The organism is Danxiaibacter flavus (genome assembly GCF_041060425.1).
Lineage (GTDB): Bacteria > Bacteroidota > Bacteroidia > Chitinophagales > Chitinophagaceae > Danxiaibacter > Danxiaibacter flavus.
Window position 1 is genome coordinate 330,137 of record NZ_JAULBC010000007.1, and the last position, 15,747, is coordinate 345,883.

A 15,747-nucleotide genomic window follows, 5' to 3' on the forward strand; every position below is an offset into this window, starting at 1 on the left:
AATACCGCATGATACCAGCATCACTTTTTTAATAAAATTTAAGATTCGCCGGAAACAGCCAAATTTGCAGTGTTATCAAGAAATTAATGAAGTAAGATGCTATGGCAACCAGTCAATTTATAATTCTACATAAGCGCAGTATGTTTTGTCTTTCCTGTTTATATTAACTGCATAGCCAAACGTATTAGTTCATCATCATTACAGCAAACAATTGTGCAATTCCAGCAAGTTTTGTACTGTAAATCTGATTAAAAGCGGGGATTCAATGGGGTGATAAAAATCTTCATTTGGGGTGAAAATTGTATGTCCCGGTATACTTATTATTTAATGCAAAATCAACTTGTAAAGCATTATGAAGTAATTATTCGTATTTTCCTTTGGCACGTTCGATATATTCTGAAGGCGTTTTGCCAAACTGCTTTTTAAACTCCTTACTAAAATATTTGCTATCGCTAAAACCCACTTCCCAGGCCACTTCTGCTACATTCAATTTGTCTTTTGAAAGTAATACTGCTGCTTTTCGTAATCGAAGTGATTTGATAAATTCGCCGATGGGCGTTTGTGTTAATGCATTAAACTTTTTATAAAGCACTGCTTTGCTCATGCCAATGTCCTTTGACAGGTCTGATACGTTGTAGTCGGCATTTGACAAATTTTCATTAATAACAAGCATTAATCTTTCCATAAATTTTTTATCAACCGTTCCCACTTCTACTTCCAGCGGTTCCAGCAAAACCTTTTGACTATATCGCTCGCGAATAGCTTCCCGCGATTTCAGTAAATTGTTGATATATGATTGAAGTATCTGTACACTAAAAGGCTTGGTGAGATAAAGATCGACGCCACTTTCAAGTCCTTCGAGTTGTTGCTCAACAGCTATCTTCGCCGTTAACATAATCACCGGTATATGACTGGTGCGCTCATCATTTTTAAGTTTTCTGCAAAACTGGTTACCATCCATTTCCGGCATCATTACGTCGGTCACAATCAAATCAGGGATTTCTGTAACCGCAATTTCCCACCCTTGTTTGCCATTACTTGTTTCAAGAAACTCGTAATATGGCACCAGGCACATCTTTATAAACTCACGGAGTTCGGCATTGTCTTCTACAATAAGAATTTTATTGACTTTCATAACTGATAATAAAGTGGATTAAGAAACTTTTGAGTTAAGAACAATGCTTTTAGGAACATACTCTTTCTCCAGCGTAAGTGTTATTGTAAAACAGGTTTCAGGCTGCGCATTATGAGCAGCGTCATCGCTGCGAAACACCAGCTTTCCTCCGTGCAACTCTACGAGACTTTTTGAGAATGCCAACCCTATTCCTGTACCAGAGGTATTATTAATGGCATTATCAGCTCTGTAAAAGGTACTGAAAATTTTATCCTGATTTTCTTTCGGAATGCCCGGTCCGTTGTCGTGCACTTCTATGTCTATTTCCTTCGCTTTTCTTTGAATTTTCAGCCACACTTTTCCATGCTCCGGCGTAAACTTTAATGCATTCGACAAGAGATTTGATACTACAATTTCCAGGTAATGCGCGTCAAAATATACCAGGCAACTTTTCTCCGAAGATTCCAACTGATACGCGATCATTTTCTTGTCCGCCATCTCCCTGAACTTCTCAAAAACTGTCCCAACAAATGGAACAATATCGCGTGGCTCAATGGTCAACTTCATATGCCCGGTATCAATTTTACGGACTTCCAGCAAATCTGTCGCAAGCTTCAATAACCGTTCAGCATTTGTTTTTATCATCTCCAGAAGCCGTTGATCCTCCTTCCTGCCACTTAGCTTCATCATCAGCATTTCAACAGGCCCCATGATCAGGGATAATGGCGTACGGATCTCATGAGAAATATGCGTGTAAAAATCCATTTTCATCTGATGCAATTCCTGCTGTTTCACAGCCAGCATATGTTCATATTTGAGCTTTCTGCGAAGTGCTGTACGTGATGATACGAACCAGACGATAATTGATGCAATCAGCCCTGTTACCAAAAAATAAAAGGTATACGCCCACCAGGTTTTCCATGGAGGCGGAAGGATGGTGATACCAAGGGCGGTTGGAGATTGCGTCCATATTCCGTCATTGTTGCCGGCTTTGACAAGCAGGCGATAATGGCCTGGTTGTAAACTGTTGAATGTGGCCGAATGAGCATGGGTAAACTGCCAGTCTGCATCGTATCCTTCCAACTTATATGCAGACTTGTTCTTGCCTGATTTTATAAAGTTTAAGACAGCATAATCTACCGTTATCACATTTTGATCATACTTCAGTTCTATGTCTTTTGTTTGCAGGATATTGCCGGAAAGAATGCCGGTACTGTCAGATTTCGAGATTTGTTTACCATTAACAGCAAGGCCGGTTAGTACCACATCCGGGGCTGTACCATTGGTTTGAATGTCTTGTGGAGTAAATTCTACCAACCCCTTAAAGGTTCCAAAAAACATATGTCCGTTCAGATCCTTGAAATAAGAGTTATAGTTGAATACGTTTGCCGGCAATCCGTCCTCTACAGTGAATGTGTGCCATACCTTGCGGGCAGCATCCAAAAAGCTCAGCCCGCCATTGGTGCTGATCCATAAATTGTCGTTATCGTCATTCAAAATTCCGGTCACCTTGTTTCCTGCCAACCCATCGGAAGCGCTAAATGTTACAAATGCATTTTTATCCGGATCATAAAAACAAAGGCCCTCATAGGTGCCGATCCAAATCTTGTGATGTTTATCTTCTGCAATGCAATTGATGTAGTCAGATAGCATTTTTCCATGAACATTGTTGCGTAAGTAGCCTGTAAGGTTTTCACCATCTGCATGCAGTTTGTTTAATCCCTGACGTGTGCCGATCCAGATATTATTTTTTGAATCGCGAAAAAAACAGGTGATTGCCTTGTTGGTTAATCTCCGGTTTGAAAGTATATCTTCAAATTTCTCAACGCGGTTAGTCGCCAGGTCAATAACATCTACGCCATTTTCCTCTGTACCAACCCAAATCCTTTTTTCACCATCATACAGTAAAGCGATCACGTCATTGGAATTAAGTGCACCACTTTTTGTATTGCTATTAAACTCTTTTATCTTTTTCCCTGTTGAAGTAAGAACGTTGATGCCCCCACCATGCATTCCCACCCATATATTATTTTGATCATCTCTGATCAGCGTTTTCACCAGGTTTGAACTCAGCGAAGCAGGGTTTGTTTCGTCATTGCGGAATTGCTTTATTATGTTTGTCTTCCTGTCAATAAAATTCAACCCTTCAGCCTCTGTACCTACCCAAAGGTTGCCAGAACCATCGTTAATGATAGGATTCACTACGTTGCTGGATATTGTATTTTTGGCGCCTTCGTTCCGGTATACTTTGAAAGGAGTAGAAATAGATTCCGCTACGTTGAGACCACCAAAGAACGTTGCCACCCACATTGAACCCTGTCGGTCCTGCATAATATCCCAGATAGAATTAAAGTTCAGTGTCCGGTCATCACCGGGATCATGCACATATGTTTCAAATTTCAAGGAAACAGGATCCAATATGTCCAGCCCCTTTAAAGTGCCGATCCAAAGTTTTCCATTTTTATCACGGATAATCTTACGGATGATATTACTGATTGGTCCCTCGTCTATATTTTTGCCTCGTGCAAAGTGTCGTACAAGTCCATTATCCCCGGATATTCTGAAGATTCCATTTGAAGCAGTGCCTGCCCATATATTTTGGTATTGATCTTCTGCAATAGCAGTCACCTTATTTCCTTGCAGAATATGCTGTTCGTTTCGCCAATTGCGTGAAGACGGCGATGTAGCTAATGAGACCAACCCATTTGCTGTGCCGGCAAACATTCTGCCGGTGATACTTTGAAACAGCGAAGATACATCCAGAAGTGTTGAATCATTTGTATCAAAGGAGACTGAAGAGCATTTAAAGCCGAAACTTCCCGTCCTTGTAAAAATACTTATTCCTGCCTCAGTACCTACCCATAAATTCTTCCTGTTATCAAAGCATAGTGCTTTTACATCATTGTGGCAAAGGCTATTCTTATCTGCAGGCGAGTGATAGTAGACGCGGAATGAATCAAGTTTTATGTTGTACACATATAAACCATTATTGGTCCCGATCCATACATTGTCGTATTCATCGGCACATAACTGATTTATTTTGATACTTGCCCCAATGAAATTGTCGCGATAAAATGACTTGAAAACTTTGACCCTTGTACCGTCGTAGCGATTTAAGCCATCCATGGTACCCGCCCAAATAAACCCTTTGTTGTCCTGAGCAACAGATAGAACAGACCCGGATGAAAGCCCGTCCTCAACTGTAAGGTGTTTAAATATAAGCGGCGACTGTGCAATAGCTGCTTCAGCGATGAGTTGTAACAAAAGCAGTGCTGACAATCCTAATATTGCGCGAACATTCTTCATTGGCATAGCATATGCTGCAAAAATAATCAGGTTCAAACTTAATAAAATTACGATTAAGGCAAATCAATAATTGACCTGATGGCCTCATGAAAACAGACTCCTGCTTTAAGCAGAGCGTGGCTTTCCATTACATACACTATGTCTTTTTAAAGAGGGCATTTTTGTATTCCCCGCTTTTTCTAGCAGGTGTCTGAGGAAATCGATCCCCAGTTGAATAGCATTGAAAGCCCTGCTGAATAAGCACTATAGATAGTGAATTGAGTCCAGATTGTTTCATTCCCTCCCTTTCACCTTCTTGCCAGGTTTTCTGCTCTCCTCTCAATTAAGCCTGCCAATCTACGAGAATTATATGTAGACGTTTGTTGATTTTTTAACTTCAACATTATCAATGAAGTCTTCTACAAAACCTACATGCCCCTACAACTATTACAATATTACTCGTTAATAGCTGCCACAGAGCAATTGAAGATGGTAATGTTCGAAATACATAGCCGTGTTCTTTTTCTGTTTGTAAAATTTGAGAGAGCACATAACTGATGCATGTTCTTTACCTTAGAAAATTGTGAATGTTAATTGTAAAAGTTGGTATCGAAAAACGAGGTACAATTTTGATTGTAGATTTGAAATTGCTGTAAAGCGCGCAACTTTACATACTGAGCGTTTGGGGAGGAATAAAGAATGTTCAAACAAAGTCGCAAAGAACAAACAGCTTTAAAAGACAACAAGTCAAAGGATAAAAGTATTTATTGGATACACCCAAGCGTAATCAGCAAGGCCTCATCCGGCCATTGGATAACGGGCTAAAGTCGTCAACAAGCAATCATCAGCAGATTTAAAAAATACATTTCAAAAAATTTTTTTATCAAAAAACACTCAAAAATTTTTCATAATTGAAATTCAATAATTTTTACAAATAACCCCGAAACATCAATAAAATCAACCATTACAGCGCATCTAATCATTTTTTTAAAAATAAATCTGAGATTTTTTTTTCACGCTATTGCTAATAAAAATGTTTCGCATTACTTTCACTAAAATTTTTCAACAATAAAACCTCAAGTAGTCCGTCACAAAGCAAATGACATAGTCCGTTACCAGTTTACCTAGTTTTATTTCCACTTTTAAAATCCTTTCTCCCACTGAAAAAACCCGCTATACCACACGCACTGTTACTTAGTCTAGCGATAGCTATATCTTAAAGCCAAAACTTTGAGATAATGCACTCTCTGTGCCTTTAATTTTCGCTTACATCAATGCACGTCCCCGCCTGATGTAATTCTTTCCCAGAGAATACAGTAGCCGAGCTATAAACCATTATGAAAACTAACCGTATAACAAGTGAAAAAATTCCGCCCCAGTTGGTATGTGATCTATACCAGGCCACGCCATGAAAAAAAACTTGCGAGCGAGCTAACTGAAATGACCATCACTAGCTTCTTACCTACCATCAAAAGCCTCAGGACATGGAACGATAGAAAAAAATTTGTTGACTCGCCACTGTTCCCGTCTTACATTTTTGTATATCTGAAAACTGCGCAGGAATACTTTACCTGTTTGGGCCATGATAGTGTCCTCTTCTTTATAAAGCAAGGTAAAGATATTTGCCAGGTGCCTCAATCAATCATCGACGATATTAAGCTGATCGTTGCAAACGGAAAAAATATTGAGGTTTGCGAGGATAAACTTTCTCCGGGAAAACGTCTCATAATAACAGAAGGTCCATTCACAGGCTTCTCCTGTGAAATAATTGAATATAAAGGCAGACAGAGAATATGGGTGCGAATTGATTTGCTTAAGCGAAACATATTACTGGATCTGCCAATTGATTACCTGGCTCAAACCGGGTAATTAATAACAAAATTGTGACTGACACGTAGCGATAGCTTTGTCCGAAAGGCAAGCCACGCTTAAGCGATAGCTTTGCAATTCCGTCCCCACACCACAACCTTAACTTATGTTAAAAACATCTTGCACCTATGCATTCTTACTTATTATAATTCTACTTACAGCCTCATGTGCCAACTCAAAAAAAGTTGTGTACTTCAATAACCTAACAGATTCGATGGTAGTCTCTCAGACCGGTAGCCTTGAACCCGTTATTCAACGAAACGACGTACTAAGTATTTATGTCACGAGTATGGATGAGACTGTGACGCAAATGTTCAATGCCCCAAATTTATCTGCATCACAAGCTGCGGGATATTTGGTTGATCAGGACAGCACCATTCAATTTCCAATAATTGGCAAGATCAAAGCGGCAGGCATGACTAAGAAAGCGCTTGCGGATTATATTAGAAGCCAGCTTATAAAAAAGGATCTACTTAAAGATCCAATAGTACAAGTTCGATACCTGAACTTTAAAGTTGTTGTACTGGGAGAAGTTGCTCACCCTGGTGTGATAAATGTAACCAATGAAAAAATAACATTGATGGAAGCAATCGCTTCTGCCGGAGATTTAACACCTCAGGCAAAAAGAAGTAACATTCTTTTAGTACATGAGGAAGATGGAACCAAAACGATTAAAAGGCTTGACTTAACAAAAGCCGAATTATTAACATCACCGTCATATTACCTCAAGTCGAATGATGTAGTATACATTGAGCCAACCAAGACAAAAATGGCGGGAAGCAGCAGATTCCTCCAGCTTTTCCCGATAGTACTTGCCACGCTCACATTTGGCTTATTGGTCATTAACCAATTCGAAAACTAATCAGCGGTATGAAAACAAGCAACGCATTCAATCAGCTCACGTACCGGTACCTGCCCTACTGGACCTTGTTCTTGTTGTTAGTTGTGGCATGCTGCCTTGCCGCACGCTATTACATAAGATTTATAACCCCTCTGTATGAGTCAACGGCAACAATACTTATCAAAGATGAAACGCAGGAATCCGCAGATGTTAAAATGATGGAAGCGCTGAATATGTTGCCCTTCAAAAAGAATGTAGAGAATGAACTTCAGATCATTCAGTCACGAACAATCATGAGAAGGGTAATTGAACAACTGGGTCTCTATGCAGAAATATTTGAAGAGGGAGAAGTACAGCCAGTTCCGGCATACACATCATCACCAATAAGCATCAAAGCAAAATATCCCGAAAGACTGGCTGAATACCACAACATCCCGTTCAGGTTTGACAGTGCAAAAAATATTGTCATCATTGGCAATGCAGATTATCCTATTGATACATGGACCCAAACAAAATACGGTGAGCTGATGTTCATAAAAAACATTCATCTTGTATCTGCTGCCACTAAGCCGTTATTTTTTTCTATTACACATCCGGCCAATGTGACAAAGGCCTTGCTTGCAAACCTGAATGTATTCCCTGTTAACAGAAACTCATCAGTAGTAGTCTTAAAATTCAAAGATCATGTCCCTAAAAAGGGCGAAGACATTTTAAATGCACTTTGCAAGGAATATTATCAGACATCCATCAATAGCAAAAACGCCCAGACATCTTCAACAATGACTTTCGTTGAGGATCGTATCAAGTATGTAGAAGATGATCTCGACTCGCTTGAAAAGAAAATTGAACACTACAAGGCGGAGAAAGGAATAACTGATCTTAGTGCTCAAGGCCAATATTTCCTTGAAAATGTTGGAACCAATGATAAAAAAATGGCCGAAATAAAAATACAGCTGGCGGTTTTGGATGAAGTCGAAAAATATGTAGATTCAAAAAAAGATAAGGCAGGAATTGTCCCGTCAACACTCGGCATAAGTGACCCCTTGTTAAATCAGCTACTACAAAAATTGTACGACGCTGAGATAAGCTATGACAAGCTAAGTAAAATAACAGCCCCCAATAATCCATCATTGCTTGCAATTAAGAGCGAACAAGAAAAAATACGGCCAAGCATACTAGAAGTCATTGGAAATCTTCGGACGAGCCTAACGACAAGTCTGCAAAACATAAACAAATCGAGAGATCAATATGCTTCACTGTTAAGTACTATTCCTCAGAAAGAAAAAGATCTGCTGGACTTCAGCAGACAGCAGGCAATCAAAAGCAGTGTATATACTTTTCTGCTTCAAAAACGCGAAGAAACTGCACTTTCCAATTCAACAACAGTTGCAGACAGCGAGATTATTGATGCAGCAGAATCATCCATGATACCAAACAGTCCGAATAAGTCTATCATATACCTTATGGCACTGGGAATGGGCGTACTGCTGGGCATTGGCATTATTACAATACGCGAAATGCTGAATGCAAAAATATTGTTCAGGCATGAAATAGAATCGTACACAAGCGCCCCTGTAATAGCTGAACTTACACAGGCCAAGACGCAAACGCCGCTTGCTGTGGATGATCCAAAACAGGTTTTTATCTCAGAACAATTCAGACAATTAAGAACTTCACTCGGCTTGTATGGAGAGCATCGTTATAACCGGAAAATGCTGGTCTCATCCAGCATTAGCGGTGAAGGAAAAAGCTTCGTAAGCAGCAATCTTGCAGTTAGCATCGCATTATCGGGAAAGAAAATTGTGCTGCTTGATCTTGACCTTCGTAAACGCAGAACATCCGAAATTTTCAATTTACCAAATGAAAACGGCGTAATTGAATTCCTGGAAAACAGCAAAAATCCCGAAGAGATTATTCAAAAAACTGCATATAAAAACTTATTCGTGATACCTGCAGGCATTAGCGAGAATCCGGCTTCAGACCTGCTTTTGAACGGAAATCTTGCTGCGCTTATAAAGTTTCTCGAAAACAAATTTGATTACATCCTCCTGGATGGCCCCCCAATAGATCCGGTGGCAGACACTTGCATTCTTGGAGAATTTTGCGATATAACACTTTTCGTTGTAAGGCATGGCGTAACCCCCAAAAGTATGATACAGCTTCTGGACACAAACACCAAAATAAAATCCTTTAAAAATCTTTCTATCATTTTCAACGGCATTAAGCCAAGAGGCTTTATGATCGGCAAAGGATATGGCTTCGGTTACGGATATGGATTTGAAAATGTGTACAAAAACTACAGATACAAAGTAAGACGCGCTTAATTTCTCTGACATCTTTATACTATGCCACAACATTCCTAACCATTAATCACTAATTATGGAACAAAAATGGTATGCTGTATATACAAAGCCAGGAAATGAAAAAAAAGTGTGTTCTGTATTATCAAAAAAAAATATTGAGCACTATTACCCTGTCAACAAAGTTGGCGGCCACAACAATTCGCTGCGCAATACAACTTGCGAGCCACTGTTCCCCTGTTTTGTATTTGTTAAGACAACTGAACAACAGCACATTTTTCTGCAACAAATAACCGGCGTCATCAACATGGTCTATTGGAAAAACGCACCCGCGGTATTCCCTGATGAAGAAATTAACTGCCTGGCAGACTTCATTAGCAACCATCAAAATATCAGCACAAAACAAATTGCAGTAAATCAGACAAACAGCATTAAACCCAAACGGGTAATCTATCCTGTACATACAGAACAAACCGAGCAGCCAGTTAAGCTGATTGTAGAAGTCACGCTTCCATCCATTGGATATTCACTAAGCGCTGAATTGCGCAATTCAGAAGTTGAAACAACCGGCGTTTCAAATGTTTTCCCCTTTGAAACATTTTCCAATAAATATGCTGTTTAATCATTCCGCATTGTTATCAATATACCCACAACGTTAAATGAATTATGCGTAACAGTTTTCCTAAAAAAATACTGCTCATTGGCGGCAATTATTTTCCGGAACCAACAGGTATTGGTAAATACAACGGAGAGATGATTGATATGCTTGCGCAGATGGGATATAGCTGTACCGTTGTAACATCTTACCCTTATTATCCTCACTGGCAGATACAGGAACCCTATACAAAACATGCCAGCTGGTATAGCAAAGAATTTAAGATCACCACCCGGAACCTGGCTCATCCCGTTGAGATCCATCGCTGCCCGCAATATGTTCCTCACAACCCAAGTGGCAGCAAAAGAATGTTACTGGACCTCTCCTTTCTCTTTTTTGCATTCTGTAAAGTTGCAAAGCTATTGCTGACAAACAGGTACAACTATGTAATAACTGTAGCACCATGCTTCCAGGTAGGCTTCCTTGGAATGTTCTGCAGATTAGTGAAAGGTTCAAAATTCATTTATCATATCCAGGATCTTCAGATAGATGCCGCAAGCGAATTAAAAATGATCAAATCAAAAAAGCTTCTCAGCACGCTGTTTGCGATGGAGAAATTCATTCTGAAGAAAGCTGATGTTGTAAGCAGCATATCCAAAGGAATGATTGATAAAATTCAAGCAAAATACGCAAGGAACATTGTATACTTTCCAAACTGGGTTGATACAAATTCATTCTATCCCCTGACAAAAAATGACGGCTTAAAAGAAAAATTCAACCTGAAAGAAACGGACATTGTCTTTTTGTACTCCGGCGCAATTGGCGAAAAACAAGGATTGGAAAATCTGATATATGCAGCCGAAAGCTTCCGCAAAATCTCCCATATCAAATTCGTGATTTGTGGTGCGGGGCCTTACAAAAAAAAACTTGAATGTTTAACTGAAGAACTACAACTAGAAAACATTGTCTTTCTTGATACGCAGCCTTTTGAAAAACTTAACCTTCTGCTGAATATGGCAGATTATCACCTGGTATTGCAAAAAGCAAATGCAGCAGATCTGGTGATGCCATCCAAGCTAACGAGCATATTGTCTGTCGGCGGTATAGCAATCGTCTCAGCCACCCCTAACTCTACCTTATACGAACTGATTTCCGGCAATGAGATAGGAATAGTTATACCGCCCGACAGCAAGTCATCATTAATCAGGGCAATTACAACCTCTCTTATTAGCAATTACGATCATATTAAAAACAACGCACGGAGATATGCTGAAGAATATCTTTCGTCAGAACGAATACTACAAAGCTATCTGCAATGCATAAAATAGCATTTAAAAAGTCAATATATCCTGACCAAAAACACTTCTTATGAAGACTGCATTAATTACCGGCGTTACAGGACAGGACGGCGCCTATCTTGCCGAACTGCTCCTGCATAAAGGGTACATGGTTCATGGAATAAAAAGACGTTCGTCTTCACTCAACACAGAACGAATAGATCATTTATACAGGGATCTGCATGAGGCGCAGGTTCGCTTCAAACTGCATTATGGCGATCTATCAGACAGTACAAACCTGATTCGCATAATACAACAGGTACAACCTGACGAAATCTATAATTTGGGGGCAATGTCTCATGTGAAGGTTTCATTTGATACACCTGAATACACAGCCAACACGGATGGCATAGGCACACTTCGGTTGCTGGAAGCAATAAGAATACTTGGACTGGAAAAGAAAACAAAAATTTACCAGGCATCTACTTCGGAACTATATGGTCTTGTGCAGGAAACACCTCAAAAAGAAACTACCCCGTTTTACCCACGATCTCCTTATGGAGTTGCAAAGCTATACGCATATTGGATTACAGTTAATTACAGGGAAGCATATGGAATATTTGCAAGCAATGGCATTCTGTTCAATCATGAAAGCCCGCTACGTGGCGAAACATTTGTAACCAGAAAAATTACCAGGGCAGTTGCTGCTATAGCGCTTGGGTTACAGGACTGCCTTTATATAGGCAACCTGGATGCCTGTCGTGACTGGGGCCATGCGAAAGACTATGTAGAAGCCATGTGGCGCATTCTTCAGCAGGATACTCCTGATGATTATGTAATTGCAACAGGCATTGCGACCAGTGTTCGCGACTTTGCAAAAATGGCTTTTGAAGAAGTTGGCATCTCCATTGCATTTGAAGGTGAAGGTGCCTCCGAGAAAGCAATAGTAATTGCCTGCAGTAATGAAGCTTTTCAACTTGAAACAGGCAGAACCGTTATTAGTGTAGATCCGAATTATTTCAGGCCCACCGAAGTGGATATGCTGATAGGCGACGCTACAAAAGCAAGAAACACGCTTTGTTGGGAACCCTGCTACACACTTCGCGAAATGATCAGCGAAATGGTTGAAGAAGATCTGAAAAAATTTCAACCAAAGGCTATTATCCACGCAGATCTTGTTGCGGACTAACTGAATAAAACATTATCCGCCCTTTTGAAAACAGCTTTTTTAATTCTATGCCAATACCGGTAATCCTAATGCAGCCCCGTGTTAACACTGCCAATCTGATAAGAAGTCAACTTTGGAAACAGTGGGCAATAGCCGCTACAATAGTCGTCCTCATTTACGCAGTCACTATACCATTTGCACCATACCTGCATCCGGATGAACTATTGACGCTTGACATGGGGAGAACAATTCTTAATCCACACAAAAGCTGGTCCATCGGGTGGCTTTTAGATCAGGGACAACCTGTTTTACTTTTCACTTATGTCGGCCCTGTTCTGCAGGAATTCAGTTATTGGGTAATGGGTCAGTTTGGACCAAGAATCTCTGCTTTGTCAGGAGCAATACTTGCGGCAACGGTGATGATGGCCTGGCTTAAAAATAAGCGTATACCTGATAATGCAGCATTGCTTCTTTCGCTGGCATTTTTGCTGGATCCATTATTTGTGCAGGCTTACACAATCGGACGTGTTGATGGCTGGGCAATGGCATGCTCACTTTCTGCCTGCCTCATTATTAGCAACGCAACCAATCAACCAGCTAAATGTGCCTTTGCTAAATATAAGCTGCTCTTTGCAGGAGCTTTAACATGCCTCAGTGTTTTTGTATGGGCGTCTGCAGCTTTTTTAATTCCGCTTGTTATTTTAGAATTGGTAAGTTTTATACGCTCCTATAGCAAATGCGCGGAGCAAAATAACAGGGGAAAATCCGTACTGTTTTTTGTTGCAGGTGGTTGCTTAATGCTTGCCTTGTTGCTGGCTCCGATACTTGGCTGGCTAACCCGTGAATTCACCGATGTGCTATCCTCAATCGTAATTAATCTTAAGTCCGGCCAGGATGCAAATAAACCTTCATTTGCCAGTAAAACGCTTACATCATTAGCCAGACTGTTTGGCATTCTTAAGTTCACACCCGTTATTGTAATGGCAGCACTTGCTGGCATTGTTTATCGAAAAAGCATTGGCCTTATTATCAGTATGGCTTTCGCAGTTTTCTTAATGATAGAAACATTTGTCTATATACAACGTGTTCAATATCTGCTACCATATCTGATAGCATGTACGGCCTTACTTTACCAGGAAGATGAAAGCAGACGATCAATTGCCCCCGGGAGCAAATTTAAATCTGCCAGCCTGATCATTATCCTTATCTGGTGCACCGGTCTATCTGTTGCAGCCCGTACCGTTCTTGCTTTCAATGGAAGTGAGACCCGCAACCGTCACATTATTTCACTTGCCGCCCAAACATTCCTTAACAGAGGCAACTACCGGGTTTTTGCGCCTTACGAATTTTATTATACAGGCACATCGTTAAGATGGCGAATGTATAGCCCTTATATTCCGATCAATGATACGTTTACGACCGGCATACTTCAAAAACTGATGCCACACGTTGATTATATCATTGTAAAATCCGAAACGGAACTACCTGATGAATACCTGCAGGTACTACACAATAACAATGTTTACCTGGAAAGCACATTCAATCCCTATGTAGTTCCCGATGCAAAATTTGACGGCAAAACCACCAATATAACCAGATTACGCAACCTTTATTCACTGTTCCGGCAACCTTACGGCCCATACCGTTTCTATAAAAGAAAAGAACTTTCTTCGAAGTAGTTGTTCAGATAATTTAATCACTCCTGATAAACATTCAAGCGTATGATTAACATCGGTATAATAGGCTATGGATATTGGGGTCCTAACCTCGTAAGAAATTTCTATGTAGCCAATAATTGCTGCGTAAAATCAGTTGCAGATACTCAGCCTGGCCGGCTAAGACAATTACAGCAATTATTTCCCTGCATTAACGCGTGCATTTCAGCCAATGAGATACTTAATGACCCGGATATAGACGCTGTTGTTATTGCAACACCCGTTTTCACCCATTTCCGTCTTGCAAAAAAAGCATTTAACAAAGGAAAACATGTGCTGCTCGAAAAACCACTCACTACATCCAGCAAAGAAGCCGAAATATTGATTGACATGGCTATTCAGAAAAATCTACTGTTAATGGTTGATCACACGTTTCTTTATACCGGTGCTATTGAAAAGATGAAGCAACTTACAGAAGAAGATGAACTGGGCACAATCAAATACCTCGATTCAACGCGCATCAATCTTGGCCTGTTTCAGCCTGATATTAATGTGCTGTGGGATCTTGCACCCCACGACCTTTCAATTCTAAGATACCTGGTAACTGAGCGCCCTTACAGCGTAAACGCAACAGGCATTACCCATACCCGGAACGGGATAGAAAATATCGCCTATTTAACGGTCAATTACCAATCAGGGTTTATTGCACATTTTAATTGCTCATGGACAAGCCCCGTGAAAGTCCGTATGATGTTGCTTGGCGGCGACAAAAAGATGATTCTGTATAACGACCTCGAACCATCTGAAAAAATAAAAGTATACGACACCGGTTACAGCCATAAAACAGGCGAAGAAAAACGAAGAATATTGGTTGATTACAGAACCGGAGATATTCATGTACCAAAACTACGTACCGGTGAAGCACTACTGGCAATGGCCAATGATTTTATTGAAAGCATTATAAGCAGCAAACAACCCAGATCCTCCTGGATGGTTGGGTTGGAAGTGGTTAAAATTCTGGAAGCCTCAGATAAATCTATCAGGAACAATGGCAAAGAAATATTTATCGATGCACCAAGAAGATCCACGAAGAAAATGATTTCCGAAAACTCAATACAGGAATAATGAAAATAATCACCGAAACAAGCGATAAACAGATGCTCCGGAACGTAACTGTTGGAGAAAATGTTATGATCTATCATTTTGTCAACGCGTACGGATGCCTCATTGACGATGGTACAAGGATCGGTTGTTTTGTAGAAATACAAAAGGGCGCCACGATCGGAAAAAATTGCAAAATATCCAGCCACACTTTCATCTGCGAAGGCGTGCATATTGAGGACAATGTTTTCGTCGGCCACAATGTAACTTTTATCAACGATAAATTTCCCAGGGCCACTAACGAGGATGGATCTATGCAAACTGATGCTGACTGGAACTGTATTGAAACAATTGTGGAAGAAGGTGCCTCAATTGGCTCCGGGGCAACCATACTTTGCGGTGTACGCATAGGAAAACATGCAGTTGTAGGAGCTGGATCCGTAGTAACAAAAGATGTTCCTGAAAATGCGGTTGTGGCAGGAAATCCTGCAAGATCTATAAAGTCACGTGTGCCAACACTTGTTGAAGTGAACATTGATTAA

General features: G+C 40.3%; 11 protein-coding genes. 9 read left to right on the plus strand and 2 right to left on the minus strand.

From position 1 onward, the window contains the following. Positions 1-361: 361 nt before the first annotated feature. Both QTN47_RS20690 and QTN47_RS20695 read right to left on the minus strand, forming a co-directional pair. On the minus strand, positions 362-1,135 hold the full coding sequence (locus QTN47_RS20690) for a response regulator transcription factor (protein WP_369331328.1): 774 nt from the start codon (positions 1,133-1,135) through the stop codon (positions 362-364). Positions 1,136-1,153: 18 nt separating this feature from the next. Continuing rightward, positions 1,154-4,456, minus strand: a complete 3,303-nt coding sequence (locus tag QTN47_RS20695; RefSeq protein ID WP_369331329.1) for a ligand-binding sensor domain-containing protein — start codon at positions 4,454-4,456, stop codon at positions 1,154-1,156. A 1,302-nt stretch (positions 4,457-5,758) separates the two neighbouring features. Here QTN47_RS20695 and QTN47_RS20700 point away from each other — a divergent pair. From QTN47_RS20700 to QTN47_RS20740, 9 genes are all read left to right on the plus strand, one after another. Then, a complete protein-coding gene (locus QTN47_RS20700; RefSeq protein ID WP_369331330.1) occupies positions 5,759-6,268 on the plus strand; it encodes a UpxY family transcription antiterminator in 510 nt (169 codons plus the stop codon). A gap of 106 nt (positions 6,269-6,374) precedes the next feature. Next, entirely contained in the window at positions 6,375-7,130 is a 756-nt protein-coding gene (locus QTN47_RS20705) for a polysaccharide biosynthesis/export family protein (protein ID WP_369331331.1), read from the plus strand. Between the two features lie 8 nt (positions 7,131-7,138). After that, the gene (locus tag QTN47_RS20710; protein ID WP_369331332.1) at positions 7,139-9,433 is read left to right on the plus strand and encodes a GumC family protein; all 2,295 of its coding nucleotides are present in this window, start codon (positions 7,139-7,141) and stop codon (positions 9,431-9,433) included. A 55-nt stretch (positions 9,434-9,488) separates the two neighbouring features. Then, positions 9,489-10,031, plus strand: coding sequence for a transcription termination/antitermination NusG family protein (locus QTN47_RS20715; protein WP_369331333.1), 543 nt, complete (start codon positions 9,489-9,491; stop codon positions 10,029-10,031). Positions 10,032-10,075: 44 nt separating this feature from the next. Beyond that, positions 10,076-11,332 carry a WcaI family glycosyltransferase gene (locus QTN47_RS20720; protein ID WP_369331334.1) on the plus strand — a complete coding sequence of 419 codons (1,257 nt, stop codon included), beginning with the start codon at positions 10,076-10,078 and terminating at the stop codon, positions 11,330-11,332. Positions 11,333-11,372: 40 nt separating this feature from the next. Further along, complete coding sequence (gene gmd, locus QTN47_RS20725; protein WP_369331335.1) at positions 11,373-12,470, plus strand: GDP-mannose 4,6-dehydratase; 1,098 nt, start codon at positions 11,373-11,375, stop codon at positions 12,468-12,470. A gap of 47 nt (positions 12,471-12,517) precedes the next feature. Continuing rightward, entirely contained in the window at positions 12,518-14,128 is a 1,611-nt protein-coding gene (locus QTN47_RS20730) for a hypothetical protein (protein WP_369331336.1), read from the plus strand. A gap of 42 nt (positions 14,129-14,170) precedes the next feature. After that, positions 14,171-15,229, plus strand: a complete 1,059-nt coding sequence (locus tag QTN47_RS20735; protein WP_369331337.1) for a Gfo/Idh/MocA family protein — start codon at positions 14,171-14,173, stop codon at positions 15,227-15,229. Further along, positions 15,229-15,747 (plus strand): acyltransferase, encoded by a 519-nt coding sequence (locus QTN47_RS20740; protein WP_369331338.1) that lies wholly within the window; start codon positions 15,229-15,231, stop codon positions 15,745-15,747. The genes QTN47_RS20735 and QTN47_RS20740 overlap by 1 nt, the downstream gene beginning before the upstream one ends.

Bases quoted from the DNA above. Each gene is read 5' to 3' on its own strand.
- QTN47_RS20710 (WP_369331332.1), top strand. From the start codon at position 7,139: ATGAAAACAAGCAACGCATTCAATCAGCTCACGTACCGGTACCTGCCC.
- QTN47_RS20735 (WP_369331337.1), top strand. From the start codon at position 14,171: ATGATTAACATCGGTATAATAGGCTATGGATATTGGGGTCCTAACCTC.
- gmd (WP_369331335.1), top strand. From the start codon at position 11,373: ATGAAGACTGCATTAATTACCGGCGTTACAGGACAGGACGGCGCCTAT.
- QTN47_RS20690 (WP_369331328.1), bottom strand. From the start codon at position 1,135: ATGAAAGTCAATAAAATTCTTATTGTAGAAGACAATGCCGAACTCCGT.
- QTN47_RS20715 (WP_369331333.1), top strand. From the start codon at position 9,489: ATGGAACAAAAATGGTATGCTGTATATACAAAGCCAGGAAATGAAAAA.
- QTN47_RS20730 (WP_369331336.1), top strand. From the start codon at position 12,518: ATGCCAATACCGGTAATCCTAATGCAGCCCCGTGTTAACACTGCCAAT.
- QTN47_RS20720 (WP_369331334.1), top strand. From the start codon at position 10,076: ATGCGTAACAGTTTTCCTAAAAAAATACTGCTCATTGGCGGCAATTAT.
- QTN47_RS20705 (WP_369331331.1), top strand. From the start codon at position 6,375: ATGTTAAAAACATCTTGCACCTATGCATTCTTACTTATTATAATTCTA.
- QTN47_RS20740 (WP_369331338.1), top strand. From the start codon at position 15,229: ATGAAAATAATCACCGAAACAAGCGATAAACAGATGCTCCGGAACGTA.